The organism is Streptomyces sp. NPDC058457, from assembly GCF_042720695.1.
Taxonomy (GTDB): Bacteria; Actinomycetota; Actinomycetes; order Streptomycetales; family Streptomycetaceae; genus Streptomyces.
Genome location: NZ_JBHXLU010000006.1, coordinates 163,883 through 190,454 on the forward strand (window position 1 = coordinate 163,883; position 26,572 = coordinate 190,454).

Annotated in this window: 17 protein-coding genes; 9 read left to right on the plus strand and 8 right to left on the minus strand. The window is 72.9% G+C overall.

Annotation, left to right across the window (positions count from 1 at the left end):
* Positions 1–158: 158 nt before the first annotated feature.
* The 4 genes from ACFWPS_RS07710 (at position 159) to ACFWPS_RS07725 (ending at position 9,979) form a co-directional block, all read left to right on the plus strand.
* Positions 159–5,408, plus strand: a complete 5,250-nt coding sequence (locus tag ACFWPS_RS07710) for a hypothetical protein (protein WP_383702126.1) — start codon at positions 159–161, stop codon at positions 5,406–5,408.
* A gap of 93 nt (positions 5,409–5,501) precedes the next feature.
* Entirely contained in the window at positions 5,502–6,983 is a 1,482-nt protein-coding gene (locus ACFWPS_RS07715; RefSeq protein ID WP_383702128.1) for a DUF4157 domain-containing protein, read from the plus strand.
* Between the two features lie 103 nt (positions 6,984–7,086).
* A complete protein-coding gene (locus ACFWPS_RS07720; protein WP_383702130.1) occupies positions 7,087–8,532 on the plus strand; it encodes a hydrolase in 1,446 nt (481 codons plus the stop codon).
* A gap of 4 nt (positions 8,533–8,536) precedes the next feature.
* Complete coding sequence (locus ACFWPS_RS07725) at positions 8,537–9,979, plus strand: RICIN domain-containing protein (RefSeq protein ID WP_383702132.1); 1,443 nt, start codon at positions 8,537–8,539, stop codon at positions 9,977–9,979.
* A gap of 198 nt (positions 9,980–10,177) precedes the next feature.
* Here the strand turns inward: ACFWPS_RS07725 and ACFWPS_RS07730 are convergent, their stop codons facing one another.
* The 3 genes from ACFWPS_RS07730 to ACFWPS_RS07740 all read right to left on the minus strand — a co-directional run bounded on the left by ACFWPS_RS07730 (position 10,178) and on the right by ACFWPS_RS07740 (position 13,563).
* Positions 10,178–12,139: an ATP-binding protein gene (locus ACFWPS_RS07730; protein ID WP_383702134.1), complete on the minus strand. Its 1,962-nt coding sequence runs from the start codon at positions 12,137–12,139 to the stop codon at positions 10,178–10,180.
* Entirely contained in the window at positions 12,136–12,795 is a 660-nt protein-coding gene (locus ACFWPS_RS07735) for a DUF4255 domain-containing protein (protein WP_383702136.1), read from the minus strand. The genes ACFWPS_RS07730 and ACFWPS_RS07735 overlap by 4 nt, the downstream gene beginning before the upstream one ends.
* Before the next feature lie 117 nt (positions 12,796–12,912).
* A complete protein-coding gene (locus ACFWPS_RS07740) occupies positions 12,913–13,563 on the minus strand; it encodes a LuxR C-terminal-related transcriptional regulator (protein ID WP_383702138.1) in 651 nt (216 codons plus the stop codon).
* A gap of 443 nt (positions 13,564–14,006) precedes the next feature.
* On the opposite strand from ACFWPS_RS07740, the gene ACFWPS_RS07745 reads away from it, so the two are divergent.
* Both ACFWPS_RS07745 and ACFWPS_RS07750 read left to right on the plus strand, forming a co-directional pair.
* Positions 14,007–16,739 (plus strand): LuxR C-terminal-related transcriptional regulator, encoded by a 2,733-nt coding sequence (locus tag ACFWPS_RS07745; RefSeq protein WP_383702139.1) that lies wholly within the window; start codon positions 14,007–14,009, stop codon positions 16,737–16,739.
* 101 nt (positions 16,740–16,840) lie between these two features.
* Entirely contained in the window at positions 16,841–18,154 is a 1,314-nt protein-coding gene (locus tag ACFWPS_RS07750; RefSeq protein ID WP_383702142.1) for an XRE family transcriptional regulator, read from the plus strand.
* A 19-nt stretch (positions 18,155–18,173) separates the two neighbouring features.
* Here ACFWPS_RS07750 and ACFWPS_RS07755 read toward each other — a convergent pair whose 3' ends face one another.
* Positions 18,174–19,409, minus strand: coding sequence for an amidohydrolase (locus ACFWPS_RS07755; protein ID WP_383702144.1), 1,236 nt, complete (start codon positions 19,407–19,409; stop codon positions 18,174–18,176).
* Between the two features lie 222 nt (positions 19,410–19,631).
* On the opposite strand from ACFWPS_RS07755, the gene ACFWPS_RS07760 reads away from it, so the two are divergent.
* Positions 19,632–19,856, plus strand: a complete 225-nt coding sequence (locus ACFWPS_RS07760; RefSeq protein WP_383702146.1) for an antitoxin — start codon at positions 19,632–19,634, stop codon at positions 19,854–19,856.
* Between the two features lie 6 nt (positions 19,857–19,862).
* Here ACFWPS_RS07760 and ACFWPS_RS07765 read toward each other — a convergent pair whose 3' ends face one another.
* On the minus strand, positions 19,863–20,807 hold the full coding sequence (locus tag ACFWPS_RS07765; protein WP_383702148.1) for an MIP/aquaporin family protein: 945 nt from the start codon (positions 20,805–20,807) through the stop codon (positions 19,863–19,865).
* 132 nt (positions 20,808–20,939) lie between these two features.
* The gene (locus tag ACFWPS_RS07770; RefSeq protein WP_383702150.1) at positions 20,940–21,605 is read right to left on the minus strand and encodes an SDR family NAD(P)-dependent oxidoreductase; all 666 of its coding nucleotides are present in this window, start codon (positions 21,603–21,605) and stop codon (positions 20,940–20,942) included.
* 124 nt (positions 21,606–21,729) lie between these two features.
* Here ACFWPS_RS07770 and ACFWPS_RS07775 point away from each other — a divergent pair, with 124 nt between their 5' ends.
* Positions 21,730–22,083, plus strand: a complete 354-nt coding sequence (locus ACFWPS_RS07775; RefSeq protein WP_383702152.1) for a VOC family protein — start codon at positions 21,730–21,732, stop codon at positions 22,081–22,083.
* Positions 22,068–22,292: a hypothetical protein gene (locus tag ACFWPS_RS07780; RefSeq protein ID WP_383702154.1), complete on the plus strand. Its 225-nt coding sequence runs from the start codon at positions 22,068–22,070 to the stop codon at positions 22,290–22,292. Before ACFWPS_RS07775 ends, ACFWPS_RS07780 begins: the two co-directional genes overlap by 16 nt.
* 182 nt (positions 22,293–22,474) lie before the next feature.
* Here ACFWPS_RS07780 and ACFWPS_RS07785 read toward each other — a convergent pair whose 3' ends face one another.
* Positions 22,475–24,568 carry an NACHT domain-containing protein gene (locus tag ACFWPS_RS07785; protein ID WP_383702156.1) on the minus strand — a complete coding sequence of 698 codons (2,094 nt, stop codon included), beginning with the start codon at positions 24,566–24,568 and terminating at the stop codon, positions 22,475–22,477.
* A gap of 348 nt (positions 24,569–24,916) precedes the next feature.
* Positions 24,917–26,452 (minus strand): hypothetical protein, encoded by a 1,536-nt coding sequence (locus tag ACFWPS_RS07790; protein WP_383702159.1) that lies wholly within the window; start codon positions 26,450–26,452, stop codon positions 24,917–24,919.
* Between the last annotated feature and the right edge of the window lie 120 nt (positions 26,453–26,572).

A 26,572-nucleotide genomic window follows, 5' to 3' on the forward strand; every position in this document is an offset into this window, starting at 1 on the left:
TACCCTGCACGGCCAGGCGGGCTGCGTCCCGTCACGGGCGCCCGCACGCGCCACCAGGACGACGCGGACGGGGCCCCGGTCCCGCCGGGACGGGAGTGCGCGGGGTGCGGCGGACACGGAAGCCGGTGCCGGGCGACGGCGGGGCGGGCGGAGCCGGGGTGAGGCGCACCGGCCAGGGCAGCGGCGACGGCTTCTCCCGCCGGCAGCCTTTGCTGTCGGGCGCGCTGGGCGGACTCCCGGCCGCCGTCGAGATGCAGAGCCTGCAGAGAACGGCTGGGAACGCCGCCGTGGCCGGCCTGGTCGAAGGCGGCAGGCCGCCCGCCCCTACCCGGACGCCGCCGCCGGTACCCACCGAGGCCCCGCAGCAGGGGCCGCTCACCCTTCCCCCGTACCTGAGGGCGATGACCTCGGCGGGCCTGTCCACCGCCTCCGGGCTGACCGGCCACCCGTTCGTCGCCGCGGAGGTGACCCGGGTCACCGGGCAGGACGGCGCCGAAGTGGAGGAGATCCAGCAGGAGCTGGCGGGACGGCCGGAGTCCTTCTACGGCCGCGGGCGAGCCTTCGCCGTGCGCGGGGCGAAGGGGGCGTCGTACGACGTCACCGTCGCCATCCGGCCGCGGGACGAGGAGGACGCGGCCGCGCTGTCGTTCGCGGACAGCGCCCAGGGCGAGGACGCCGACACCAAGGTCGACCACCAGCACAACTCGGCGGGCACGGTGGCCGCCGACACGGTCCGCGCCCGCCGGTGGGGCGCCAGCGCCTCCGGTACCGTCCTGGCCCCGACGCCCACGCCCGGTGTCCTGGCCGGCGCGCAGCTCGCCGGCGGAGCCGCCCTGACCTCCGCCCAGGACACGCACTCCAACCGCACCGTGTCCGAGCCCCGGACCTTCCGCAGCGGCGGCGGCACGGTCACGGCGCGGCGCCGGGTGAGCTTCGTCGTACGCATCAAGCAGCACGGCGCGCGGGGCCGGCACGTCGCGAGCGGCGACGGCAGCCTCGTCATGCGCGTCCCGCACGAGCACCTGGTGCAGCACGGCACCGTACGGCCGGTCCCCGGGCCGGAGCTGAGCGAGGAGCAGGCCACCTCCGTACGGCAGGCCGTGTCCATGGCGGCGCTGGCCGTGGAGGACCCCGGTGGTCCGCACGGCGGCGGAGGCGGTCTGTTCGACACGGTCGCCTCCGTGCTCGCGCCGTCGGTGACCGCGCCCGGCGCGCCCGGCCGGACCCGGCTGTTCCGGGCCACCTCCGGCACGACCGTGCTGCAGGACCTGCCCCGGCTGCTCGCGGGCTGGGTGCCCGGCGAGGACCTGCCCGCGAAGGACGGCAGTGCCGCGAGTGCGTACCGGATGCGCGCCGACATCGTCTCCCTGACCCCCGGCTGGGGCGCGGGGCAGACCCAGCTGCGCACCCACCAGCAGAGCGCGCACGGCGCGGGCCGCACCGCCTCGAAGGGCGCGAGCGGGCTGTTCGGGGCCGGTCCCGCGGTCGCCGTCGGCGCCCCGGGGGCACCACCGGTCGCCCGGTTCCAGGGCATGGGCTCCGTCGCCCTGAAGAACGCCCGGTTCTCGTCGTCCGACCAGACCGTGGCCACCCGCAAGGGCGCCGAGATCCGCGGTGACAAGGTGCTCTACCTCGGCCGGGTCCGGCTGACCGTGCAGGGCCTGGGGCCCGCGTCCCCCGCGCAGCGGCTGCACCCCGGGCTGCGCACGGCCGAGCACACCCTGGACAGCTGGGTCAGCCTGAGCGCCCAGGAGGCCCGGCACATCGGGCTGCCGCTGCCGGAGGGCGTCCAGGCGGACCCCCTGCACCGCAAGCCCACCGAGACCGCGCCCGACGGGACCCGGCGCGAGGTCGAACGCCACCTGCCGTTCGGCGCCGCCGGCAACAGCGTCTCCCTCACCCACCTGGACGTGCGCCCGCTCGTCGAGGCGCTGGAGCGGCTGTTCGCGTCCCGGCCCGAACTGGCCGGCTACCTCCCCGACTTCGGCACCGGAGACCGGCCGCCGGGGAAGGCCCCGGACCCGGAGGAGGCCGAGGCGCGCATGCGCAACTACCGCGAGCTGGTCACCGTGCTCTCGGAGACCAACCTGCGGGCCAAGAAGAACCAGCTCCTGGGCGCCGGTGTCCCGGTGCGGCTGCGCCGGAAGTCCACGCTGCACTCGTACGACGTGCAGGTCCGGGTGCGCGGGCGGGTCGGCGAGCTCAGCTATCTCGGCGACACCGACAACTGGCTGGTGCGCAGCAGTTCGGGCGTCGCCTCCGGCGGGCAGACCGGCCGTTCCACCGCCCGCAGGGCCGGCGTGCAGGGCAGCGTCAACGTCACGCCGCTGCCGGGCGCGCTGTCCTTCGGCGTCACCGCCAACGCCGCGGTGGAGAGCGCGCGCCGCGTCCAGGGCGGGCCCGCGGTCCGGGGCGACTCGCTCAACAGCGGTGACGTGAAGACGAGTACGTTCGGTACCCGGCTGATGCTCGACGCCAAGGTCACCATGACCACCAGGGAACGCACCCTGAAACGCTCCCTCACCCCCGGCAACCCGGGCCGCGAGCAGCCCGAGGCCCGGACCGTCGCCTCGCTGGGCGACCTCGACGCCGCCGTACCGCAGCACTTCGACGGGAGCGCGGAGGGGCAGGACGTGGAGCTGAGCTCGCCCGCCGCGCTCACCGTGGGCGCCGCCGAGCACCGCAGGACGGCCGCCCGGCGGTCCAGGCCCGCCCGGTTCCACCTCGCCTCCCAGGCCACCGGCATCCACGACATGCTCACCCGGCCGCCCGGTACGGACACCGAACGACAGGTACGGGACTGGGACTTCGTGGAGACCGTCGGCGACGGCAGGCAGTTGCGGCAACTGGCCTTCCAGCTGCTCGCCCTGGCCGCGCGCAAGGGTGACCGGGACAAGCCGGGCGACACCGCGTACCAGGCGGAGGGCCTCGCCCCGCGCCTCGCGCTGGAGGAGCGGCTGGGCCCGGAGTCCATCACCGCGGCGCTGCGGCAGGCGACCCGCACCGGCTGGGTGGTCGGCGACCTGCGCCACGCCCGGCGCACGGCCGCGCTGAACGGCGCCGTCGGCACCCGGCTGGCCCTCACCAACCCGCGGGTCCTGCACAGAAGGCCGGAGCAGAGCGGGGTGGGCGGGGCCGGCGTCGAGAACATGGTCCTGGGCGGCCATCAGGCGTCGGGGCAGCACGCGTCGACGAAGAGCAAGGCGGTGACCTTCAACGGCACCGGGTCGGAGCGCGGCTCGGGGTGGTCGCTGGCCGAGAGCGTGTCACCCGCCTTCGGCCAGGCGACGACCACGACCGACACGTCGGCGACCGGCGGCACGATCGAACGCAACTCCGTCCATCCGCGCTCCAGGCCGCTCTACCTCGTCCAGTGCGACCTGTCCGCGTGGATGGTGGCCGAGGTCGCGGTGAACGGCCGCGGCCCGTACGCGATGTCGCAGCGGCTGACGGTGCCGGGCGCGGTCGGACTCTGGCTCACCGAGCCGCAGTTGCGCAAGGCGGGCCTGCGCACGCCGGAGGAACGGGCCCGGGAGCAGGAGCAGGCACTGGCGGAGACCGCGGCCAAGTGGCGGCCGGTGTCGGGCGACCCGGCGTCGTCCGGCGACCGGGCGTCGGGCACCGCCGATCCGGGCTCCGAGTCCGGACCGAGGGAGGGGATGTCGGAGAAGGCGAGGGGCAAACTCCCGGAGCGGGCGACGGGCGAACTCCCGGAACGGGCGGGCGAACTCCAAGCGCGGGCGACGGGCTCCGGCGGCCGGGACGGCGACGGGCAGGAGCGGCAGGTCGCCCCGCCCGCACCGCCGCGGGACGTGTCCGGCGTGCCGGCGCTCGCCGCGCACCTCCCGCTCGGGGCCGGCCTGGTCGAGGGCATGCCCGACTTCGTGCCGCTGCTCGCACGGCTGCGGGCGGCGGTGCGGGACCGGGCGCTGGCGGCGGACCTGCTGCCGGCCCGGGTGCTGGACGACCGGTTCGAGAACGTGCAGCGGCTGCTGCGGGTGCTGGACCAGGACGGCGCGGTGGGGCTGCTCGCCGGTGCCATGGACGGCGGCGTTCCCGTCGAGCTGCTGCGGAACAGTTCCGTCCCCGGCCGCCGGGCCACGTCGTACTGGGCCGTCTTCCACGTCCGCCGCACCGGGCCCGGCACGGTGGCCGGGCCGTCCGGCAACGACCGGGAGATGGAGTTCGCGACCGTCGCCTACTCACAGCGTGCGACCAGCAGCCAGGAGAGCCTCACCAGCGGGGTCGACGCCTCGCTGACCGGTGCCGGCAAGCCGCACGACGACCTGGTCGGCAGCGCGGGCGCCGTCGCGGGCCCCGGCGTCGGGAAGACCACGTCGACCAGACAGGCCGCGTCCGCCCGGACGCAGACCGGGCTGCGCACCATCGTGGACACCGAGGCCGACTCGGTGAACGTGACGGTCCCCTTCCAGGCGGAACTCGAACTGCGCTCCGCCGACGGCCGGCTGGCGTCCGTGACCCTCGACGGGTCCTTCCTGCACCGCGTACTGGACAACGACCTGAAGGCCGTTGCCCGCGCCCGGCCGGAACGCGCCGCGGAACCCGCCCGGGGCAGCGCGGCCCCGGTGCCCGACGCCACCGCGACCGCCCTGGCCGCATGGCGTGCGGACGGCGCCCGACTGCCCATGGAGGCACAGGTCAACGGCTTCCGGGGCGCACCGCAGATCCGGGAGCTGATCGGCCGGGCCATGGCGCAGGCACACGCCGGCACCGGCTTCCGGAAGGCCGGTGACGCGGCGCACTACGCCCAGCGGGAGGCGGTGTCCACCGAGTGGCTCACGGCGGCACTGCCGCTCCTGGTGTCGGCCGGTGCTCAGCTGCCGTCGGTGCACGTGTCCGGCGTGGAGGGCCAGGACATCGCCTGCTCCCTGCACGCGCGGCTGCGCGACGGCGAGATCCTCGGCGGCGGCGACAAGATGACCTTCGAGACGGTCGCGCAGAGCGGCCCCGAGGGGCGCCCGGCCGCCGCCGACGCGCAGCACGCCTCCCACCACGGCCGTTCCGCGGGGTTCATGGGCGGCGAGGGCCCGGTCCGCGCCGACTACTCGGGCATGAACAACGTCCCCGGCACGTACGGCCGCGACGGCGGTCCCACCGACGCCGCGGGCAGCGCCTCCGGCACGGTGCCGCTGCAGAAACCGAAGGCCGCCGCGCTGCTGGTGCAGTTCACCCTGCAGGTCAGGGCGGTGGCCAGGGTGCGGCACCGGCACACCGGGGCGCTGCGGGATCCGGCGCGGGCGGTCGGCGTGCAGGACTACACCCTCACGTACCCGGTGGTGATCCGGATGCCCGAACCGGCCGTACGCCGCATGGCGGCCGCCGCACAGGGCGGGCACGCACCTGCCGACCCGCACCGCGTACTGGCCGCGGCGAACGGGGAGTCCTGAGGATGTTGCCCCCGAGACTGCCCGAACGCCCCTTGCCCGCCCGGCCCCGGCACTCGTAGTTGTGGTCGAGGGTCCGTCGCCGAAAGGTAGTTCATGCACGCGCAGGAGGAACACGACCAGGCCGGCCGCCCGCAGGCCGCCCGCCGCCCGGCGGCACGGGACACGTCCGCCGGTGCGGACCGCACGGCCGTGACCGGCACCGCGGCCGGGCTGCTCGCTCTCCAGCGAACGGCGGGCAACGCGGCGGTGGCCCGTACCGTCGAGGCGTCGCGCCACCGGCACGACGCGGGTTGCGGCCACCTGCCGGTGGTGCAGCGGCAGGCGGCCGGCGAGGAACTCCACGAACACGACGGGGCCTGCGGCCACGTGCCGGCGGTGCAGCGCCGGGCCCTGGTCCACCGGGTGGTCGAGTCCCCCGGCCAGAACATGGACCAGGCACTGCAGTCGGAGATGGAGACACGTTTCGACGGCGCGGACTTCAGCGGCGTACGGGTGCACACGGGCTCCCTGGCCCGGGAGTCGGCGAAGGAACTCGGCGCCAAGGCATACACCACCGGCCCCAACATCGTGGTGGGCGACACCATGACGAAGGAGGACTGGGCCCACGAACTGACCCACTACGAGGATCAGTTGAGGGGCCCGGTCCCCGGTACGGACACCGGCGCCGGGGTCAGCGTGTCCGATGTGAACGACTCCGGCGAACGGCACGCGGTGAGCAAGGCGCGTCGCGTGATGAGCGGGCCGGTGCCCCAGGTGCAGCGGGCGCCGCTGAACACCGGGTCGGGCGCCGTCCCGGCCCCGGTGCCGGCAGGCGCGGGCCCGGTGGCGGTGCAGCGCGTGCTGAGTCCCGGGTTCGTCGAGGGCGTGTCCGAGAAACTGGGCATCGAGATGGGCACCGTCAAGCTCGTCAAGGTGCCGAACGGCATACCCGCCGACCGGAGGTTCCGGGACTACGAGGAGGGGTACGTCGTCGGTCTGGCCGGAGCCGAACTGGACGAGAGCGTGCAGTCGCTCAACAACTACCCGGACGGAAGCACTCCTGCCAGCGTGGTGGTCGACCAGGCCGGCGGGGGCGGTTACCTGCGGGAGTCGGGCATCATCCTGGTCAACGCCGACCCGCCCGCCAAGTTCACCTTCGAGCAGGTCGTCCAGCACGAGATGGGCCATCTGGGGCAGGCCCAGGCCGGGTTCGACATCGACATGGCCGGGGCCAAACGAGCGTTGGTGGAGTACCACAACATCCTGGTGAACGAGAACCGGTTCGCGGACGAGATGCGCCTTGAGTACACGGACGCCGACAACAGCCTGTCGAGCAGGGCCAGGGAGCAGGCCGAGACGAACGAGGAGACGAGGCCGTTCACGCCGCTGGGCAACCCGTGGAGGTCGATGGCCGGCTACGTCGCGGCGCACGGCGGCGGATCCCAGCAGGACCTGTTGCGTGCGATCGAGACCGAGCTGACGAACCCGAAGTACGACGAGAAGGCCGGCAAGGGCCGGTTCGCCCCGTCCTTGCGGGAGAAGCTCCAGCGACGCATCGGGACGATGTACTGGAACCACATGTTCCCGGCGGAGTAGGGCCTGAAGGAGGCCGGGAGGCGCCCGAGCCCTGCCTCTTGGGGCACCTGAGCTGCCCCGACGCCTCCTGTGCCGTCCCGCCCTCGGCGCTAGCGTCCGGACGGTGAGCCTGTGGACCTCCCTCGAACCCGCCTCCGCGACCGTCGACCCGGGCGGCAGCACGCGCGTACGCCTGCGGCTGCGCAACACCGGCGACGTCGTCGACGAGTACCGCTTCGAACCGGTGGGTCCCATCGCCCCCTGGACGACCGTCGAGCCGCAGACGCTCCGGCTCTACCCGGGGACCACGGGCACCGTCGAGCTCACCTTCGCCCCGCCCCGCACCCCGGACGCCACGGCCGGCCCCAACCCCTACGCCGTCCGCATCACGCCCACCGAGCACCCCGAGGCCGTCACCGTCCCCGAGGGCAACCTCACCATCACCCCGTTCACCGAGATCCGCGCCGAGCTCGTCCCGCCCACCGTCAAGGGCCGGTTCCGGGGCCGCCCGAAGCTGGCCATCGACAACCTCGGCAACACCAGGCTCACCGCCTCCGTCAGCGGCAGCGACAACGGCGACCAGCTCGCCTACGACCTCCACCCCAGCAACGTCCAGATCGAACCGGGCCGCGCCGCCTTCATCAAGGCCACCCTCAAACCCCGGAAGATCATCTGGTTCGGGCCCAAGGAGCAGCGGCCGTACGCCCTCACCGTCCAGCGGTCGGGGGTGAAGCCGGAGCCCGTCGACGGGACGTACATCCAGCGCGGTTTCCTGCCCCGCTGGCTCGCCACCTTCTTCGGCACCCTGGTGGCCCTCGCCGTCACCTTCGCCCTGATCTGGTTCAACTACAAACCCCACGTGCAGAGCCTCGCCCAGGAACAGCCCGTGGAAGCCGGGGTGAGCAGCATCGCGCCCAGCCCGACGGTCACCCCGACCCCGCCCCCGGCACCCACCGAGACGCCGTCGACGGCGCCCGCGACGGACACCGGGAACGGCGACGGCGGTGGGAGCGGAGGCGGCGGAGGCGGGGGAGGCGGCGGCGCGACGGCCACCGTGACCGCCAAGCCCAAGCAGGACACCGCGGCGACCGCTGTCAACCGCCTCGCCGCCGACGACCCGTCCGGGCGGCACATCTGCTACCGCTCCTACGTCCAGGGCAGCGGCTGGCAGAAGCCCGTCTGCGACGGCACCATGTCCGGCACCGTCGGCAAGAACGTGCCGATCAAGGCCATCAACCTCGCGGTGTACGGCGTCCAGGGCTCCGCCGCCAACTGGTTCCACTACGACTCCCAGTCCACCAACGGCCAGGGCACGTGGTACCCGAACTGGACGGCGATCATCGCCGACGGCAAGGACAACTACATCGGCAGCACCAAGGCGGCCGACCCCTACATCGAGGGCTTCGCCTTCAACGTCGGCAGCGGCCAGAGCTGCAGCAGCGCGAAGGTCCGCGACCACGACTGGGGCGACCAGTGGTGCAAGGGTGCCCGCAGCGACAACAACGCACTCGACTTCGTCGGCACCCTCGACAACACGCTCTGGCTCGAAGCCTTCAAGCTGACGGTGTGAGCCGATGACTCTCTGGACCTCCCTCGAACCCGCCTCCGCCACCGTCGACCCGGGCGGCAGCACGCGCGTACGCCTGCGGCTGCGCAACACCGGCGACGTCGTCGACGAGTACCGCTTCGAACCGGTGGGTCCCATCGCCCCCTGGACCACCGTCGAGCCGCAGACGCTCCGGCTCTACCCGGGGACCACGGGCACCGTCGAGCTCACCTTCGCCCCGCCCCGCACCCCGGACGCCACGGCCGGCCCCAACCCCTACGCCGTCCGCATCACACCCACCGAGCACCCCGAGGCCGTCACCGTCCCCGAGGGCAACCTCACCATCACCCCGTTCACCGAGATCCGCGCCGAGCTCGTCCCGCCCACCGTCAAGGGCCGGTTCCGGGGCCGCCCGAAGCTGGCCATCGACAACCTCGGCAACACCAGGCTCACCGCCTCCGTCAGCGGCAGCGACAACGGCGACCAGCTCGCCTACGACCTCCACCCCAGCAACGTCCAGATCGAACCGGGCCGCGCCGCCTTCATCAAGGCCACCCTCAAACCCCGGAAGATCATCTGGTTCGGGCCCAAGGAGCAGCGGCCGTACACCCTCACCGTCCAGCGGGCGGGCGTCCGTCCACAGCCTGTGGACGGCACCTACATCCAGCGCGGTTTCCTGCCCCGCTGGCTCGCCACCTTCTTCGGCACCCTGGTGGCCCTCGCCGTCACCTTCGCCCTGATCTGGATCAACTACAAGCCGAAGGTCGGCAGCCTCGCCCAGGAACAGACCCAGGAAGCCGGGGTGAGCAGCATCGCGCCCAGCCCCACGGCCAGCGCGCCCCTCGCCGCCGCACCGGCGCCCTCGCCGTCCCGGACGGAGCAGCAGACGGACGACGGCAACGGCTCGTCCGACACCCAGGCGGGCGGCGGTGGCGGCCAGTCCCAGCCGACCCCGCAGGCGACGAAGAAGAAGACCGCGAAGCCGGTCGTCCCGGCGACGAACATCCTGCTCCGCAACACCACCACCAAGAAGTGCGCGGACGTCCCCGGCTACGGCAACGGCACCAGCAACGGCCCGGTGCGGGAGTACACCTGCGACGAGACCACGAACGACAACCAGTTGTGGAACCTGGAGGTGCAGTACGAGAAGGACGGCCCCGGCTCGTCCGCGCTCTTCCAGATCCGCAACGCCAAGGACCAGTTGTGCATGGACCTGCCCAACTACGGTTCGGCGAAGCTGTCCTCGCCGATCACCGAGTACAAGTGCGACGGCACGAAGGCCGACAACCAGCTGTGGTGGATCGACAAGCAGCCCAGCGGCGCCTACTGGATCCGCAACTTCGCCAGCGACAACCTCTGCCTGGACGTCGCGGGCTTCAGCACCGGCGGCAACGACACCAACCTGACCCTGTACTACTGCTCGGACTCCGACGACCAGGAGTGGCAGATCGTGCATCCGTCGGGGGACTGAACCCGCGCCGGTGACCGGCCAGGCGCTCCGCGGGAGATGCGGTTCGTTCGCCGCGGGCCGGTGGGGGCTGGTCGCGCAGTTCCCCGCGCCCCTTGCGGGGCGCGGTCCCGCACCCCGACTTCACCGAGATCGCTCAGGCGCCTCAAGCCCGCCGGCGGGACCGCGTCCGAGGCTGAGTGTGCAAGTAGCGGGGGCCGGTCACCAGGTCCCCGGTACCAGGCGGCCCGCCTTGCGGTACTCGCGGCGGGCGCCTTCCAGCAGGTCGGCCGCGGTGAGCGGCCGGTCACCGGCGGCGGCAAGGTAGGCGGCGGTCACCACAGCGCTGCGGATCGCACCGCCGGCCAGCTCGAAGTCCCGGGCCAGGGGGCGGAGTTCGATACCCGCCTCGCTGGGGACGTGCACCAGCCCGTGCCGCCACAGGGCCAGCCGCTGCTCCTCGTCCGGGAACGGGAAGTCGACCACCAGGTCGAGGCGGCGGGTGAAGGCCTCGTCGATGTTGGCGCGCAGGTTGGTGGTGAGCAGCGCGATGCCGTCGAAGGCCTCCAGGCGCTGCAGGAGGTAGGCCGACTCCAGGTTGGCGTACCGGTCGTGGGCGTCCTTGACCTCGGAGCGCCTGCCGAAGACGGCGTCGGCCTCGTCGAAGAGGAGCACGGCGTCGGTGCGGTCGGCCTCGGAGAAGATGCGTTCGAGGTTCTTCTCGGTCTCGCCGACGTACTTGTCGACGACGGAGGAGAGCTGCACGACGTACAGGTCCAGGCCCAGCTCGGCGGCGACGACCTCGGCGGAGAGGGTCTTGCCGGTGCCCGACTCGCCCGCGAAGAGGCCGAGCACTCCGCGCCCCCTGCCGCCGCCCGCGCTCAGCCGCCAGTCGCCGAGCACCCGGTCGCGGTGCCGGGCGCGCAGCGCCAGTTCCCGCAGTTCCGTGAGCGGCCGTTCGGGCAGCACCAGGTCCCGCCAGTCGACGGCGGGCCGGATCCGGCGGGCGTGCTGTTCGAGGCCGGAGGCGGACTGCTGGCGGGCGCCCAGCCGCAGATGGGCGGCGGTGAGCGCGGTGCCGTCGAAGGCGGCGAGGTCCTGCGCGGCGCGGGCCGCCCGGGTGAGGCGGTCACCGCCGAGGTGGTACGGGGCGACGGTGGCCGCGAGGTCGAAGCCGGGCTCGTCCGGCAGTACGGCCGCCCAGGCGTCCGGGGCGGCGGCGCGCCGGGAGGGCACCTCCAGGACGAGCGGGTCGCGGTGGTCGCACCACTGGGGGTCGTACGGGCGGGCAGTGGCGAGCAGCACGGTGACGTCCGCGGCACCGGTGCTCAACTCCCGCAGCAGGGGACCCGGTTGGTCGCTGTCGACCAGGATCGCGCGGCCGCTCAGGCGGGCCTCCCGCAGCAGCTCCGGGATCCGCTCCCCGGGCCCCGTGTAGTGCAGCGCAGCCCGCCCCGCGAGCCGCAGCGCGGCCGTCGCACAGCCGAGGCCCTCGCCCTCCCGGCGCTCCCGCAGGAAGGCGAGGAGCGGCCCGGCGGCGATCCGTGCGGCCAGCCGGCCCACGAACTCCGCGTCGGCGGGTTCGCCGTCGTACGACGGCTCCCGCAGGCTTCCGGTCAGCGCCGCGTCCGGAGTGTCGTCGCCGAGGAGGTGGGCCAGGACCCGGTCCGGGACGCGCAACGAACGGCTGAGGAAGGGCCGTTCGGGCTCCTCGACGGTGAGCAGGCCGAGCGCGGCGAGCGGGGCGGTGGCGTGGAAGCGGGCGCGGGCCGCCGCGAGGTGCGCGGGGGCGCCGTACAGGTCGAGGGCGAGGCCGACGGTGGCACGGCGGCGGCCGACGTCGTCGTTGAGGTAGCCGTACAGCGGCTCGAAGCCGCGGTCGAGGTCGGGGGCGAGGGCGATGAGGAGGAGGGCGGTGTCGAGCGGGGTGAGGCGCAGGCGGGTCGCGAGGTCCGCAAGGGGGTCGGTGAAGTCGTCGGTGAGGTCGGGGAGTTCGGCCGGTTCCGGCTCGGGGCGCAGCAGGTGCCGTACCGCTTCCTCGGAGAGGTAGAGGCCGCGCAGCGGGTCGCCTGCCGTCGGGTCGTCGGCCGAGCGGTGGGCGACGAGGGCGGCGACCCGGTCGCGCAGCGCGGACAGCCGGGTGAGGAGCGGGGCGGCCGGTGCCAGGGGGACGTCCAGGGTCACGCCCGGCCCCTCCGGGCGGCCGTGGCCTCGGCGACCTGGCCGGGCCGGTGGGCCCGCTCCTCAAGCACCGGTGCGGTGTCGTCCAGCCCGTCGCGTACCCGCACGGCGGCGCCCTCGGTGACCGGCGGACCGGCGTCGTACTCGGGGTAGGCCGGGAACGGCGCCGTGATCACGACGTCCAGGGACGGCTTGAGCTCGCCGCCGAGCGCCGACCAGATCTCGGCGAGGGAGCGGGCCTCGGTCTGGATTCCGGCGCACGAGAGGGGCACCGTCAGGCCCAGTGCGCCCAGCGAGCCCGGCAGTTCGTTCGGATGGATCAGCTCGCGCGGGATCAGGGTCGCGAGCACGGCGCTGATCAGCCGGTGTTCGTCCTCGGGCCGCTTGGTCCACGCCGTCACCAGGTACGACAGCCGGAACCACCGCGGCGGCTGGCGGCGCTTGACCACGACGTCCCGGTCGTCACGGATGTCGACGTGCCCGCGCTGCCGCCGGTTCACGTCCTCGCGGATGTCGTACAGGTAGCTGTTGATCACGGGCCCGTTGCGGCGGGCCGACCAGTCGCGGGTCGGGGCGTCGAAGGAGACCTCGATGCCGGAGCCTTCCAGCGCACCGCCGGTCAGCAGGTTCCGCAGCACCTGGTCCACCTCGTGGATCACGCCGTACTCACCACCCCTCGGCCCTCACACCCCATCCTGCCCTCCGCCCTCGCCGCCCCCGCAGGCACGGCCGGGCAGACCGGCCTGCCCCGGAACCGGTGTCCGTTGCCCGTTCGGTCAGATGTAGCCTTCCCGGAGGGCATGGGCGACGGCGTGGGCCCGGTTGCGCAGATGCAGTCGGGTCGTCAGCCCGTGCATGACGTTCTTGACGGTGCGCTCGGAATAGGACAGCTTGCTGGCGATCTCAGCGGTGTCGAGCCCCTCGGCGACCAGCCGCAGTACGTCCACCTCGCGGGCGGACAGCCCGGAGACCGGGGCGCCCGGGCGGCCGGCAGCGCTGCGGTGCAGGGTGCCGACCTGGTTGATGAGCCGGCCGAGCAGGTCGGCGGGCAGGTCCCCGTCGCCCCGGGCGGCCGCGAGGACGGCCTGCACGATGCGGAGTTCGGTGGCCTCGTGGCGCCATACGATGGCCCCGACCCCGCACTCGATCACATCGAGCAGCTCGGTCTCGCGCAGCGCCCCGACCACGAGTACGGCCCGCGCCCCCTCGCTGCGCACCACCCGGCGCAGCCGGGTCAGTTCCGGTTCGTCGAGGCTGTCGCTGATGAGCAGCGCCACCGTTCCGGGCCCGGTCTCGGACTCCTCACGCACCTCGACCTCCGGGTGGCGCCGCAGCTGGCTGAGCGCGCCTTCGCGGGAGATCGGGTCCGGCGCGTACACCGCCACGGGCGTGCGGCCGACCGACGCGAATGAGCTGTTGCTGACCAACCGCTTCCCCTATGTCCACGTGCCCGTCGCCTCCGAGGGAACAGTGACGGGCGGTAGTACTCCAGCCTGCTGTGGCCAAAGGGGCAAGGACAATCGTGGAGCACCACGAGAAGGACCACGAGATGTTCGGGGGCCGGGTAGGGGGTGCGTGGGGCTGTGGGTGCGCTACGGGCCGGTGGGGGTCGTTCGCGCAGTTCCCCGCGCCCCCAAGATAGGTGGGTGCACTGGTCCCACCTGCTTGGGGGCGCGGGGAACTGCGCGACCAGCCACGACGCACCCGCAGCGGCCCCACAACCCCAGGCACCCCACCCAAATCCACAGCCACGTATCAAATGTGCAGCCCCTGCAACAAACCCACCGACCGCCCCCACCACCCCACAACCTCTCCCACTCCCACCCGCTCTAACCCCCCGAACCCACCAGCGCACCGCGAGGAGCCAGGCATGACCCAGCCGTCCCCTGAACTCGCCGACGCCATCCACCTGTTGGCGGAGGAAGCCGAGCGCACGCGGTCCGGCGGCGGCCGGCTCGTACTGCTCCGGGGCGCCACCGGAACCGGCCGCACCACCGTCCTGGAGGCCGCCGCCGAGCAGGCGGCCGCCCTCGGTCTGAAGGTCCTCCGGGCCCGCTGCTCGCCCGGCGACACCGCCATCTCCTTCGCGACGGTCCTGCAACTCCTCGGCCCGGTCCCGGAGTTCGCCGACCTCGCGGTGGACGGGGACGAGCGGGCCACCGCCGCCGGGCTCTGGCGGGTGCTGCGCGCCTACGCCGAGGACTCGCCCCTCCTCGTCGCCGTGGACGACGTCCACCTCGCCGACGCCCCCTCGCACCGCTGGCTCGTGGAGTCCGCCCGGCACATAGACCGGTTACCGATCCTCCTCGTCGTCAGCGAACGCAGCCAGTACGACCTCGATCCGCCGGCCCCCGGCTTCACCCACACCCTCCCGCCGGCGCTGGTCCGCACCCACACCCTCGCTCCCCTCGCCCCGGCGGCAGCCACCGCCCGGGTGCGGGCCAGGTTCCCCGACGCGTCCCGGCTCTGGACCGACGCCTGTGTGCACGCGGCGGCCGGCAGCCCCCTCCTGCTGGGCGCCCTCCTGGACGACCTCGACGAGAGCCGGCACCCGGACGTGCCCGAGACGACGGCCGCCCTCTACCCGGGCGCCTACCCGGCCGCCGTCCAGTGGTGGCTGGACAGTGCGGGACCGGCCACCACCGAAGTAGCCCGGGCCCTCGCCGTCCTTGAGGAGGACCCCGGCACCTGCCTGCCGGAGAACGAGATCACCCCGCTGCTCGCCGAACTCGCCGACGCCGACCCCACCCGGGTGGCCGGCTGGCTCACCGCCATGACCAACCTCGGCCTGCTCACCCTGGGCGCCGACGGCCGCCCCCACTTCCCGCACCCCCTGCTGCGCGACGCGGTCCTCACCGGCGTCCCGGCCGCCCGCCGCCGCACCGCCCACCGGGCGATCGCCGAGGCGATGCTGCACCAGGACGCCCCCGCCGAGGCCGTGGCCCGCCAGCTGCTCGCGACCGGCCCGGTGGACGCCCCCTGGGCGCTGCCCCTGCTCCAGGACGCGGCCGCCGTGGCCCTCCACGAGGACCGCGCCGAGGACGCCGTCGGCTATCTGCGCCGCGCCCTGGAGGAGCCCCTCTCCGACGACCACCGGCAGCGGCTGCTGACCGAGCTGGGCTCACTGGAGTACGCGGCGCCCCGCTCCTCCGCCGCGATCCCCCGTCTCGCCGAGGCGGTCCGGCTGCCCGCCGCCCCGCAGGACCGGGTGCGCGCGGCCGTCGCCCTCGGCACCGCGCTGACCGGCCGTGGCCGCACCCGCAAGGCCGTCGAACTGCTCCGCTCCGTGGACGTCGAACTGGACGGCCGCCCCGACCTGGTCCGCACCCTGCACACCGCCTCCGTGCTCCTGTCCGACCAGGACCAGGAGGTACGGCAGGAGGTCTACCGGCGGCTGTCCGAGACCGCCGACCGGTCCCCGGAGCTGGTCGGCACGGCCGGCCAGGCCCTGCTCGTACGGCACGCGGCCTCCGCCGGCCTCGCCTCGGCACGGGACGCCATGCGGCAGCTGCGCACCCTGCTCGCCGAGCCCGCCGACCCGCTCACCGAGTCGTTCCTCGTCGGTACGGCGGCCACGGTCGCCCAGTGGGCCGACGAACTCGACGAGGCGAGCCGGCTGGTGGACCGCGGCCTGGCCGGACAGCGCCCCGACCTGCTGCACCCCATGCACCAGGCCCTGCTCAACAGCCGTACGGACATCGCGGCGGCCCGCGCCGACTACGCCCTCCTGACCGCCGTCCCCGACACGGTCACCCCCAGCAACACCCACGCGCACACGCTCATCGCCCTCGTGGAGACCGGCCGTGTCGCACAGGCCTCGGTTCTCGTCGCCGGGATCGACCTGCGGGAGGCGCCGGACTCCTGGGAGCTGAACCGGTTCCTGTACGCGCGGGGCGTGGTGCGGGCCGCCGCCGGTGACGCGGCCGCGGCGCTGCACGACTTCCTGGAGTGCGGGCGCCGCCAGACGGCCCGTGAGGTGATCAGCCCGGTGGTCACGCCCTGGCGCACGGCCGCCGCCGAGTGCCGGCTGGCCCTGGACCGCCCGCTGGAGGCCATCGCCCTGGCCGAGGAGGAGCTGCGGCTGGCCCGGGTCTGGGGCACCCCGCGCACGGTCGGCCGGGCGCTGCGCGTCCTCGGTACGGCGACCGGCGGCCGCCGTGGCCTGGAGCTCGCCGAGGAGGCCGTACGGCTGCTCCGGGCCGGCGGCCCGGCCGGTACCGAGCCGGCCCTCGCCCTGATCGCGCTGGGCCGCCAGCTGACCGCCGCCGGTGAGGCGGCCCGCGCCCGCGACTGCCTGCGGGAGGCCGAGGAACACGCCGAACGACTCGGCGCGGTAGGGCTGTTGGACCTGACCGAGGGGATCCTGCGGAAAGGCGGCGCCCGCTCCCCCAGACGCCGTACGGGCGCCGCCTCCCTCACCGGCAGCGAGCGTCGGATCGCCGAACTCGCCGCCGAGGGCCGCACCAACGTGGAGATCGCGGCCCTGCTCCATCTGGCCCGCCGCACCGTGGAGACCCATCTCACGCACACCTACCGCAAGTTGGGCATCCGCCGCCGCACGGACCTGCGCCCGGCCCTGGATCAGACCGCCCCCCGCCCGTAACGGGGAAGGCCGGCCGCTCACCGGCGAGAGGCCCGCGCGGCGGAACCCCGACCATCCGCGCCCCCTCCCGCCCTCCCTGCCGGCTCTCCCCGTCCCCCCTCTTGGTACCGCCGTACGACCCGCCGCCCGGGGCGCGTTGCACACCCGGTGGGCGCGTCCTGGACACCACCCCGGTCACCGCGGGCGAGGAGCCGCTGGAGGACCTGCTCGAACAGGCCCTGTCCGGCGCGGTGACGACCAGCGAGGACTGGGACCGGCTCGCCGACGGGCTGTGCGCCCGCCCGGACGTGGTGCTGATGCCGTCCGGCACCTGGTACGGCCTCACCGAACGCCTCGTCGAGGAGATGGTGATCGCCGACGACCTGCCCTGGATGCTCCGCTTCGAGACCCTCAACCGCCTCCTCAACCATCCGCGCGGCGGCCGCACCGTAGTCCTCGCCTGCGCCGAGCTCGCCGCGGGCCGCTCCCGGGCGACGGCCACCGAGATCGTGTGCGCCCTGGACAACTGCGGCCATCCCGACGCCACCGACCGCGTCCTCGCCGAACTCACCTCCCCGAGCGTCCCGTTGGCCCACCGGGGCGCGGTGATGGCCTGCTTCCGCAAGGTCGGCTACCGGCACTTCGACCGCGGCCAGCTGCGCACCCTGGTCCGTGCCCTGCGCGACGCCTCCGGCGCGGGCCCGGTCGCCGACCAGGTCGACCCGCTGCGCCGCTGGCTGGCCCGCACCCACCCCGAGCACGCCCGCGGCCTGCTGGGCGGCGGGAGTCAGGCACCGCCCCAGGCGGACCCGGCGGCCGGACTGCTCACCCCGGCCGTCCGCCGGGTCACCGCCCCGGTGCGCGCCATCGAACCGGACCTGGTCCCGGACACCACCGTCGTGCACGCCCTGGTCGCCGAGACCCTCACCTCACCGGTCTTCGACGTCCGGCTGTACGCGGCGTTCCTGCTGGCGGCCACGCCCTACCGGGAGCCGCTGGCCGACGCGGTCGCCGTCGAGCTGACCCGGCCGTCGAGCGTCCGCCACGAGGAACTGGCGGTGCCCCTGCTGGAGGCGCTGCGGATCCTCGGCGACCGCAGGCACCGGGCGCTGCTGAAGGCACTCGCCGTACGGCCGGGCGTGCCGCGCCGCACGGCGTACGTGGCGGTGCGCGCGCTCGGCCATGTGGCGGCCGACGACGCGGACTCCGGTTTCCTGCGCACCGCCGTCGCCCACCACCACACCGCCTGGCGGCTCACCCGGGACCCGGTCAGCGCGGCCACCGTGGAGAGCCTGGTCTACGCCCTGGGCATGGCGGCCCGGGACGACCTGCTGGCGGAGATCCGGTCCGACCCGGGCTTCCTGCCGACGGCGCGTACGGCGGCCGCGGGCTGGCCGGCGATCCCGGGACACCGGCGGGCGAGCGCGCTGCGGTGAGCCGGTGCGCCGGTGCGCGTCAGGGGGCGAGCCAGTGGCCCGCCGCCGCGAGCAGCGCCCGTACGCCCGTCTCGATCGTCGGGTCGGGGGCGGGGGCGAAGTGCGGGGAGTGGTTGGAGGGGATCTGCGGGGGGATGCCGTCGCGGATGAGGGCCTCCAGGTCGACGCCCTCGTAGAGCTTGTGGTCGGCGCCGCCGACGAACCAGTAGACCGAGGGCACCCCCAGGGCCGTACCGAAGGCCCCGAAGTCCTCGCTGTTGGGCACCGGCGAGGTCAACTCGAAGGTGAGGCCGGGGAATTCGGCGGCCAGCGCGGCCTGGACGGAGGCGGTCGCCGCGGGGTCGTTGTGGGTGACCGGGAAGGAGTCGATGGGCTCGAACTCCGGTTCCTTCGGCGCGGCGGAGGCGGCGGACTCGGCCCGTACGATCCGCTCGACCGCCGCCAGCACCCGCTCCCGGACGGCCTCCGTGGCGGACCGTATGTTGATCTTCAGCTCGACGGTGTCCGGGATGATGTTCTCCTTCGTCCCGCCGTGGATCGAGCCGACCGTGACGACGGCCTGCTGGCCCGCGGCCACCTCCCGGGAGACGACCGTCTGAAGCCGCATCACCACGGCCGCGGCCAGCACCACCGGGTCGACGGTGGCCTCCGGCGTGGACCCGTGCCCGCCCCGCCCGAACAGCGTGACCCGCATGCTGTCGGCGCCCGCCATCAGCGCCCCCGCCCGGGTCCCGACCAGCCCGGCCGGCGCGGCCGCCACATGCTGGCCCAGGCACACGTCAGGCCGCGGGAACCGCTCGGCGAACCCGTCCGCGAGCATCTTCGGCGCCCCGCCGACCTCCTCGCCCGGCTGGAACACGGCGACCACCGTCCCCCGCCAGTCGTCCCGCACCGCGGCCAGCCGCCCGGTGGCCCCCAGCAGCCAGGCGACGTGCATGTCGTGCCCGCACGCGTGCATCACCCCGTCGGTCTTCGAGGCGTACGGCAGCCCGGTCTCCTCCCGGACCGGCAGCGCGTCCATGTCGGCCCGGAGCAGCACGACGGGCCCGTCCCCGTTGGCCAGCACCCCGACCACCCCGGTGCCGCCGACCCCCTCGGTGACCTCCCAGCCCTGCTCCCGCAGCCGCCCCGCGACGACGGCCGCGGTCCGCTCCTCCTGGAAGGACAGCTCCGGGTGCGTGTGCAGGTCCTCGTACAGCGCCCGCAGCTCGGGGAGCTCTTCGCTCAGGCCGGACAGGAGGGGGCTGGTGCTCATGGGGTCGTCTCCCGGGGTGTGTTCGTCACGTGGCTGCCGAGTCAAGGATCAGGATCGACCTCGTGACCGGACTTCGCACGTGAACACCGGAAAACGACGAACGGCCGTCGTTCGTCTGCGGCGCCGTCGTGGCTGGTCGCGCAGTTCCCCGCGCCCCTTTCGGGGCGCTGTGCCTCGCGCGCCGTCTTGTCGCCGTCGGCCTCCGCTCGGGACGATTCCCGCATGTTTGATGGAATCGGCGGGATCGACGGGCTCAAGAACCTGGCGGACAAGGCGAAGGACGTCGCCGAGGAGCACGGTGACGCGATCGGGACCGGCCTGGAGAAGGCGGGCGACCTGGTCGACGAACGGACCGACGGCAAGTACACCGAGCAGATCGACACCGGAGTCTCCAAGGCGCAGCAGCTGGTGCAGCGCCTTGGCGAGCAGGGCACCGAGAAACCGTGACGGCCGCTACGGCTGCGACTCGTCCGTGGTCGGACGGGTCCGGCCCGGCTCCGGCAACTCGCCCAGCTGGAGCCGGGCGTGCAGGACGTCACCGATGAACAGGTCGTAGATCAGCACCCCGATCACGGCGCCGATCAGCGGACCGACGATCGGGATCCAGAAGTAGTTGCTGAACCACGCCCCGTCCCCCGGGAACGCGAAGCTCTTCCACCCGGCGAACCAGGTGAGCAGCCGCGGCCCGAAGTCGCGGGCGGGATTGATGGCGTAGCCGGCGTTCGCGCCGTAGGACATGCCGATCGCGGCGACGGCGAGGCCGATGACGAACGGCCCAAGGTTGGACCCCACGGCCGTGTTGCGCAGGTCGATGACCGCGACGACGAACATGACGAGGAAGGCCGTACCGACGATCTGGTCGATCAGCGGCCCCCAGTTCCCGCCGTGGAAGTACGGCGCCGGGAAGGTGGCGAAGATCGAGAAGGTCGCCTCGGTGTGCCCGCCCACCTTCGGCGGTTTCGACGCGGCGTCGAACGCGTTGATCGCGTCGTGGTAGACGAGGTAGACCAGCGCCGCCCCGGCGAGGGCGCCGAGCACCTGCGCCAGCCAGAAGGGCAGCACCTTCACCCACGGGAACTTGCGGCGCACGGCGAACGCCAGTGTCACCGCCGGGTTCAGATGGGCGCCGCTGACGCCGCCGGCCACGTAGATGCCGAAGGTCACGGCCAGGGCCCAGCCCCAGGTGATCAGGAGCCAGTCACCGGCGGCGAGGAAGATGGTCGTCGGCGTCGCCGCGCGCCCGGACCCGGGCAGGGCCGCGACGGCCGTCGCCACGACACCGCAACCGAACGAGATGAGAACGAAGGTCCCGAGAAACTCTGCCAGGCACTCACCGAGCAGGCCTCCACGGCGTCTGAGCCGGGAGGGCTTGAGGAGAGGAGGTATTTCCACGGCCATCGCTGGCCCCCTTCAGCCATCGCTGGCTCCCTGCGGGGAGCAATCAGGCGAACACCATTTTGTCCCACAAATGATGTTCGCGCAGATCGACGCTTTTGCGCAGACGAGGCAGGGCGGCCGGGCGACGGCCGGTCAGCTCTCCAGGTCGTCGGCGTAGTGCCGGAACCCGTGCCGGTCGCGGTGCATCCCCCACAGCGTGTCGGCGAGCACGGCGGGGTCCTTGCGGGCGTGCCCGGCGACGATGGCCCCCGGGATGACCAGCTGCGCCACGTGGATCCCCTCCTCCGCGAGCCGGTCGTGCAGCAGATGCCCGTACGCGCTCTCGGCGGCGAAGGCGATGGAGGTCCCGGCCCGGTCGGGGTGCGGGATGACGGCCGTACCGCCGTTGACGAAGAGGATCGTCCCGCGTCCCAGTTCCCGCATCCCCGGCAGCACCTGCTGCACGGCGGCGACGGGCCCGTACACCGAGAACTCGACCGGCCCGAGCAGGTCCGCGTGGGTGGTCTCCAGGACGGGCAGCATGAAGTCCCGCTGCGGTACCGGGCTGTACTGCAGGATCTCGACGGTCCCGAGCTCCTCGGCGGCCCGCGCCAGCGCCCCCGCGAGGGCGAGCGGATCCCTGACGTCGGCGGAGAACCCGCGGGCCCGGACGCCCTCGGCGGCAAGCGTCCCGGCCAGGGCCCCGAGCCGCTCCCCGTCCCGCGCCAGCAGCGCCACCCCGTACCCCTCCCGCCCGAACCGCCGGGCGACGGCGGCCCCGAGCCCCGGCCCGGCCCCCACGATGGCGATACTGGTCACGGCGTTCTCCCGACGGCTGAGGTGGCGATGCGACGTGCACCTAGGTCCGTACCGCGCCACCCCCGACTTCACACGTACGCACCGGGTCCGCGCCTCCCGACGCCCGTCCTGGCAGGATGGCGGCATGGAACGTGTGCTTGGCATCGGCGGCTATTTCCTGCGCTCCGCCGACCCGGCGGCCCTGAGCGCGTGGTACCGCGACTGCCTGGGTCTGGACGCCGACGACAACGGTCTGTGGCAGCCGGCGGCCGGGCCGACGGTGTTCGCGGCCTTCGAGTCCGGGACCGACTACTTCGGCTCCCCCACCCAGCAGACCATGCTCAACTTCCGGGTCCGCGACCTGGACGCGATGCTCGCGCAACTGCGCGCCAAGGGCGCGGACGTCGCCGGCGAGACCCAGGACATGGAGGGCGTCGGCCGCTTCGGCTGGGTCACCGACCCCGAGGGCAACCGCATCGAACTGTGGCAGCCGGCCTGACAGCGGGGCGCGGCACACTGCCGTCGCGGAGGCCGATCACCGCCGAGGTCTTTCTGCCTGTTCTCGGCGCGAACTTGATGCTGTTCGGTGGCGTCGAGCAGCGCGTCACGGCTCTCTTCTGGCTGGGCAGTGTGCTGGTCGTGGCCGGCCTCGGCATGGAGGCCGTGTCCCTCTGGAGAGACACCGACGAAATGCCGACCGTCCGGTGACGAAATGAGGAGGCGTTGACGGCACGGGTGTGGCGTTGTGCGGCCGGCGTTCGATGCCTGACGTGCATGCGGATGGTCAGGGTTGCGAGGTTGAGTCGGACGGTTCGTAGATGTGGGCGATGTGCTCGGTGACCGTCCCGAGCAGTGCTGCTGCAGCAATGCCCTTGTGTCACATGGCCTGATCAAGATTGACGTCCTGAGAGGTGCCGCTGGAAGTCGATGTGGCGGAACTGGTACACAGCCCCCGCCTGTCGCAGGACGCCCCGCCGCTTATGGGCGTCGGCTAGGAAACTCATCAGACGCCAGGGCACACGCCCCGCCACCGCCAGCCTGATTCGCGCCACCAGGAACGTCAGCCACATTGACCGGGCGAGTCCAAGCATGAGGCCGATCGGGAGCAACCACGAGAACATGATCGCAACCCCGCCCGCGGTCTGCCCGAATCCGGTCTCTCTACCGAAGAGAAACAGGAGCAGATTAAAGAGCACGGCCGCGAGTGGGCCCGAGAGGCCGCCCAAGACCGTAAACGTCCAGAAGGTGCGCCGGTCGCGAGCCAGAACCGCCCCTGGCCCCACTGCCTTGTCCAGGTCAGGGTGTACCGGCCGGAGCCCGCCCAGGAGGGCAAAGGGGAGCGCAAGGATGATCCCAGCGATGATCCCGGGAGCGGGCCCCGCCTCCGTTGCGAACGCAAGCCCGAAAAGGAACCCGAAGAAGGCCCCGGCGGTGAGCCCGCAAGTGCGCCATGTTTTCCCTCTCCAGCTCCAGCCGATGCCTGAGCTCGGGTTTCTGTCTCCTGCTGTTGAGGCGATCACCGGGGCCACTACTGCCGACGCGATCGCTGGCAGTGGCGCGAACGCGAGTCCGTTCACAAAGCCGACCCACAGCGTGTACGCGAGGACGCTGGGGAGCCCACCCATCAGTGCGGCCGTGAGTCCAACCGAAAGCATCCGACCGTTTGGGAGAGCTTTGGGAAGTTGCCACCATGCGAGGTTGGGGGTGCTGTTCAGGGTGTACTGGAGGTGGCTGGCGAGGAAAGTGAGGGTGCGCTGGGCTTCGCGGACGCTCCAGCGTGTGGGGTGGTGAGGGTGGGGGCGGTAGGCGGCGGGGATGAAGGCCGCGAACAGATGGGTGTCGAGGTCCGGGCGGGTGGGGTAGCGGGCTTGGTCGAGAAGTTCATCGGGGTCGGGAAGTTCGGTGATCTGTTCGTCGGGGCGAGGGTTGTAGATGGTGCGGGCCAGGAACAGGCCGAGCGGGGTGCTCAGTGCCTCGGAGACCGGGGTGTCCTTGCCCATCGCAACCGTGACCCGTCTCCAACGGGCTGCGGCCTGGGTGCCAGAGCCTCCCGCGTCGCGCTCCAGGTAGGCGGTCGCTTTCGCGGCATCTAGAGGCAGTAGGCAGATGCCTGCCGCTCCATTCAGGAGCACACTGGTCCCTGATGGAGTGGTCAGGGCGCTGCGGTACTCAGTGGTGCGGCTGGAGAGCACCAGTGGCTGCCCGGCGGGCAGTACCTGGTTGATGGCATGCAGAGCCCTGGCACGCACGGCCTGGGGGAGTTCGTCCAGGCCGTCGAGGATGGGCAGGATCAGCCGCTGCTTGAGCAAGGCGTGAGCCTGGCTGCCGGTGACGCCCTGTGGGGGATTGGCGGGTACCGGGTCGCGTAGAGCAGGGTGGTCTTGCGTGAGTTCCTGGGCCAGCCATGTGTACAGGTCCTGCCGGGCCGGGTCCCAGGAGGCCAGTGGAAAGAGGACCGGAACGGGCCCGCCGGGAGAGCGGTGTTCGAGCAGGGCCAGGAGGAGGCGGATCAGCAGCATGGTCTTGCCGGCACCAGGCTCGCCCAGGACCACCAGGCGACGGGTGGGAACGCGGTCGAAGGCCTTGGTGATCTCGCCTCCCTCGCCGGCCAGCCCTCTGGGGCTGACAGCCCACGCGGAATCGGCTTCCGAGGACTGGCCAGGCCAGTCCCCGGCCAGCTCCCTCAAGTGCGGCCATGACTCGACCAGGTCCGCGTCGGCCGCGACCCACTCGACCGGCAGCGGGAAAGGGTCATTGAGGCGGCGCACCTGTGCCTCGGCCTCCCACTGTTGGCGCACTCCCTGGGCGAGTTGATCGGCCACCTCCTCCAGGTGGGCGGGCGCCGGCCGGCTCTTGCCGGAGCCGAGCACGGCGACCACTGCAGCAGGGAGCGCCAGCAGGCCGGTGAAGGCGGAGACGACAGTGACCAGATCATTGACCTGATGGCCTCGCGCGATGTACCACGCCAGGAATGTACCAACCATGACTACATACAGCGGTCCAACCCATTTCGGTACGCGTCTCACATGGTGATAATGCGGGACAGTGAGCGGCGTTCCCATGATTTGACGTCGTCGACACCGTCGGACCGGCAGGGAATCCGTCGACCCCATCGTGAGATCGCCATGCGAGGGAAACGCTGCAAAGCCCAGGCCGGCGAGTTCCGTCGGTAGCCCCTGGAGGGCGCGGAGAGCGAGCCGTCGAGCCGTTGACCCCACCGGGCCTCAATGCTCCGGTGGCCGGGCCTCGATCAGGTGTGCCGCGATGTCGTCCGCCCAGGTCCAGGGGAGGGGCGAGCCGGGATCCGGCCGCCCCTCCGCGTCGGCGGTCGCTCAGCTCACGGCGTACGCGTTGTACACCGTGGTCGTCGAGGTGTCGCCGTGGGTGTCGGTGACCGTCGAGCGCAGACCGACCCGGCCGCCGGAGCCGGGGTTGTGGACGGCGATGGTCCACTTGCCGCCGGACAGCTTCGCGGTGGTCGCGTTCCAGTGGGCTCCGTTGTCGGTGGTGTACCAGGCACGCACGGACTTCACAGCGTCCGACAGCTGACGGATCGTGCCGTCATCCGTGCCGAGGCGCTGCATGCCCAGGTCGACGGTCGTGGTCGACCCGGCGACCGCCTGGTTCCTGCTGTTCAGCGCCTCCGGCCAGAACCGGGTGATGTAGTTGCGGATCTGCTGGTTCTTGCCCGCGTCCGCGTAGAAGTGCAGGGAGAGGCTGGCGGAGGTCGACAGCGAGCCGGACGGCAGGCCGCCGCGGTGGCCGGTCTCCGTGAGCGTGTACCAACCCGACCCGGGGATCCGCGGATGAGCGCCGATCTCGTGCGAGGGGCCGAACGTGTGCGAGTAGAGCGTCTTGCCCGCGTGGGTCAGCTTCACGGTGCCGGAGGCCAGAACCCCGCCCGCCGTGAACTTGGGGTCGGCGAACAGGTTGTCGTCCCCGAAGTACAGCTGGTGGTACCAGGTGTACGGCAGCCGCCCGCCGGGGCCCCAGACCGCGTGGCCGAGGGAGAGCGAGGTCGTCTTGCCGGCCGCGTACTTGCGGGACCCGCTGGAGATGAGGTCGTGGCCCTGCTGGCCCACGTCCCACTGGCCGGCCGGGACGTGGACGCCGAAGGAGTCGGGCAGGTCACGCTGGAAGTCGAGGATGCTCGTGGACCACGAGCAGGTGTCGCCGCCCGTCGGCTCGCCGTTGAACGAGAACCACGCCTGGCCGCTGTCGGGGCCGGAACGGGCGGACACCTTGAGGGTGGTCAGCCCGGACTTCCCGAGTTTCGCGGACACCCCGGACGGCACACCGCGGCGGTGCGTGGCGGACGCCAGCCAGAAGTCGCCGCCGCTCGTCGACCGCGGCTGGTACGTGGTGCCGTAGGACAGCTCGTACGCCGTGCTGGTGTTCGGGATGGCGTAGAGGTCGCCCGCCGATGCCGAGATGCTCATCTCGGCAGGGCTGTCGTCGGTGGTGCAGACGGCCGCGCTGACCGTGTGGTCGTATCCGCTGCCCGGGCCGGGACTGAGCGAGACCTTGACCGCACGCCCCTTCCGGCCGTCGAACGTGGTCGTCGTGGCCCCGGAGACCCGCACGCTGTGGCCGCCGACGACGGCGTCCTCGCTGTTGCCGCCGACGAAGGACGTGGCGAGCTCGTAACTGCCGTTGGGCAGCGACGTTTTCTTGTTGCCCTCGATGTAACGGAAGTCGTTCGTCTTCGTGTTGTAGACCGCCACCTGTGCGTAGACCGGCTTGCCGCTCCGGTCCAGCGTCCTGACGGTGAGCGATCCCTTGGTCGCGGCCGACGCGGTCGACGCGCCTGCCAGAAGGAGCGGCACAAGTACGGTGACGACACTCGCGGCCGCTGTGATTCGCCGCATCAGACCCCCCATAGGTACGCGACAAAAGCGAGTCACCTTAGCCCACCGGGAACACCCTCCCCGTGACCACCCCTCAGCGGCGACGCCCGAAGCCTCCGCCCGGCCCGCGCCGCCCACCAG

What these genes read in the sequence shown, in the direction of transcription:
- ACFWPS_RS07775 (WP_383702152.1), top strand. Translation starts at nt 21,730, where the DNA reads ATGGAACGTGTGCTTGGCATCGGCGGCTATTTCCTGCGCTCCGCCGAC.
- ACFWPS_RS07760 (WP_383702146.1), top strand. Translation starts at nt 19,632, where the DNA reads ATGTTTGATGGAATCGGCGGGATCGACGGGCTCAAGAACCTGGCGGAC.
- ACFWPS_RS07790 (WP_383702159.1), bottom strand. Translation starts at nt 26,452, where the DNA reads ATGCGGCGAATCACAGCGGCCGCGAGTGTCGTCACCGTACTTGTGCCG.
- ACFWPS_RS07765 (WP_383702148.1), bottom strand. Translation starts at nt 20,807, where the DNA reads ATGGCCGTGGAAATACCTCCTCTCCTCAAGCCCTCCCGGCTCAGACGC.
- ACFWPS_RS07785 (WP_383702156.1), bottom strand. Translation starts at nt 24,568, where the DNA reads ATGGTTGGTACATTCCTGGCGTGGTACATCGCGCGAGGCCATCAGGTC.
- ACFWPS_RS07715 (WP_383702128.1), top strand. Translation starts at nt 5,502, where the DNA reads ATGCACGCGCAGGAGGAACACGACCAGGCCGGCCGCCCGCAGGCCGCC.
- ACFWPS_RS07745 (WP_383702139.1), top strand. Translation starts at nt 14,007, where the DNA reads ATGACCCAGCCGTCCCCTGAACTCGCCGACGCCATCCACCTGTTGGCG.
- ACFWPS_RS07725 (WP_383702132.1), top strand. Translation starts at nt 8,537, where the DNA reads ATGACTCTCTGGACCTCCCTCGAACCCGCCTCCGCCACCGTCGACCCG.
- ACFWPS_RS07755 (WP_383702144.1), bottom strand. Translation starts at nt 19,409, where the DNA reads ATGAGCACCAGCCCCCTCCTGTCCGGCCTGAGCGAAGAGCTCCCCGAG.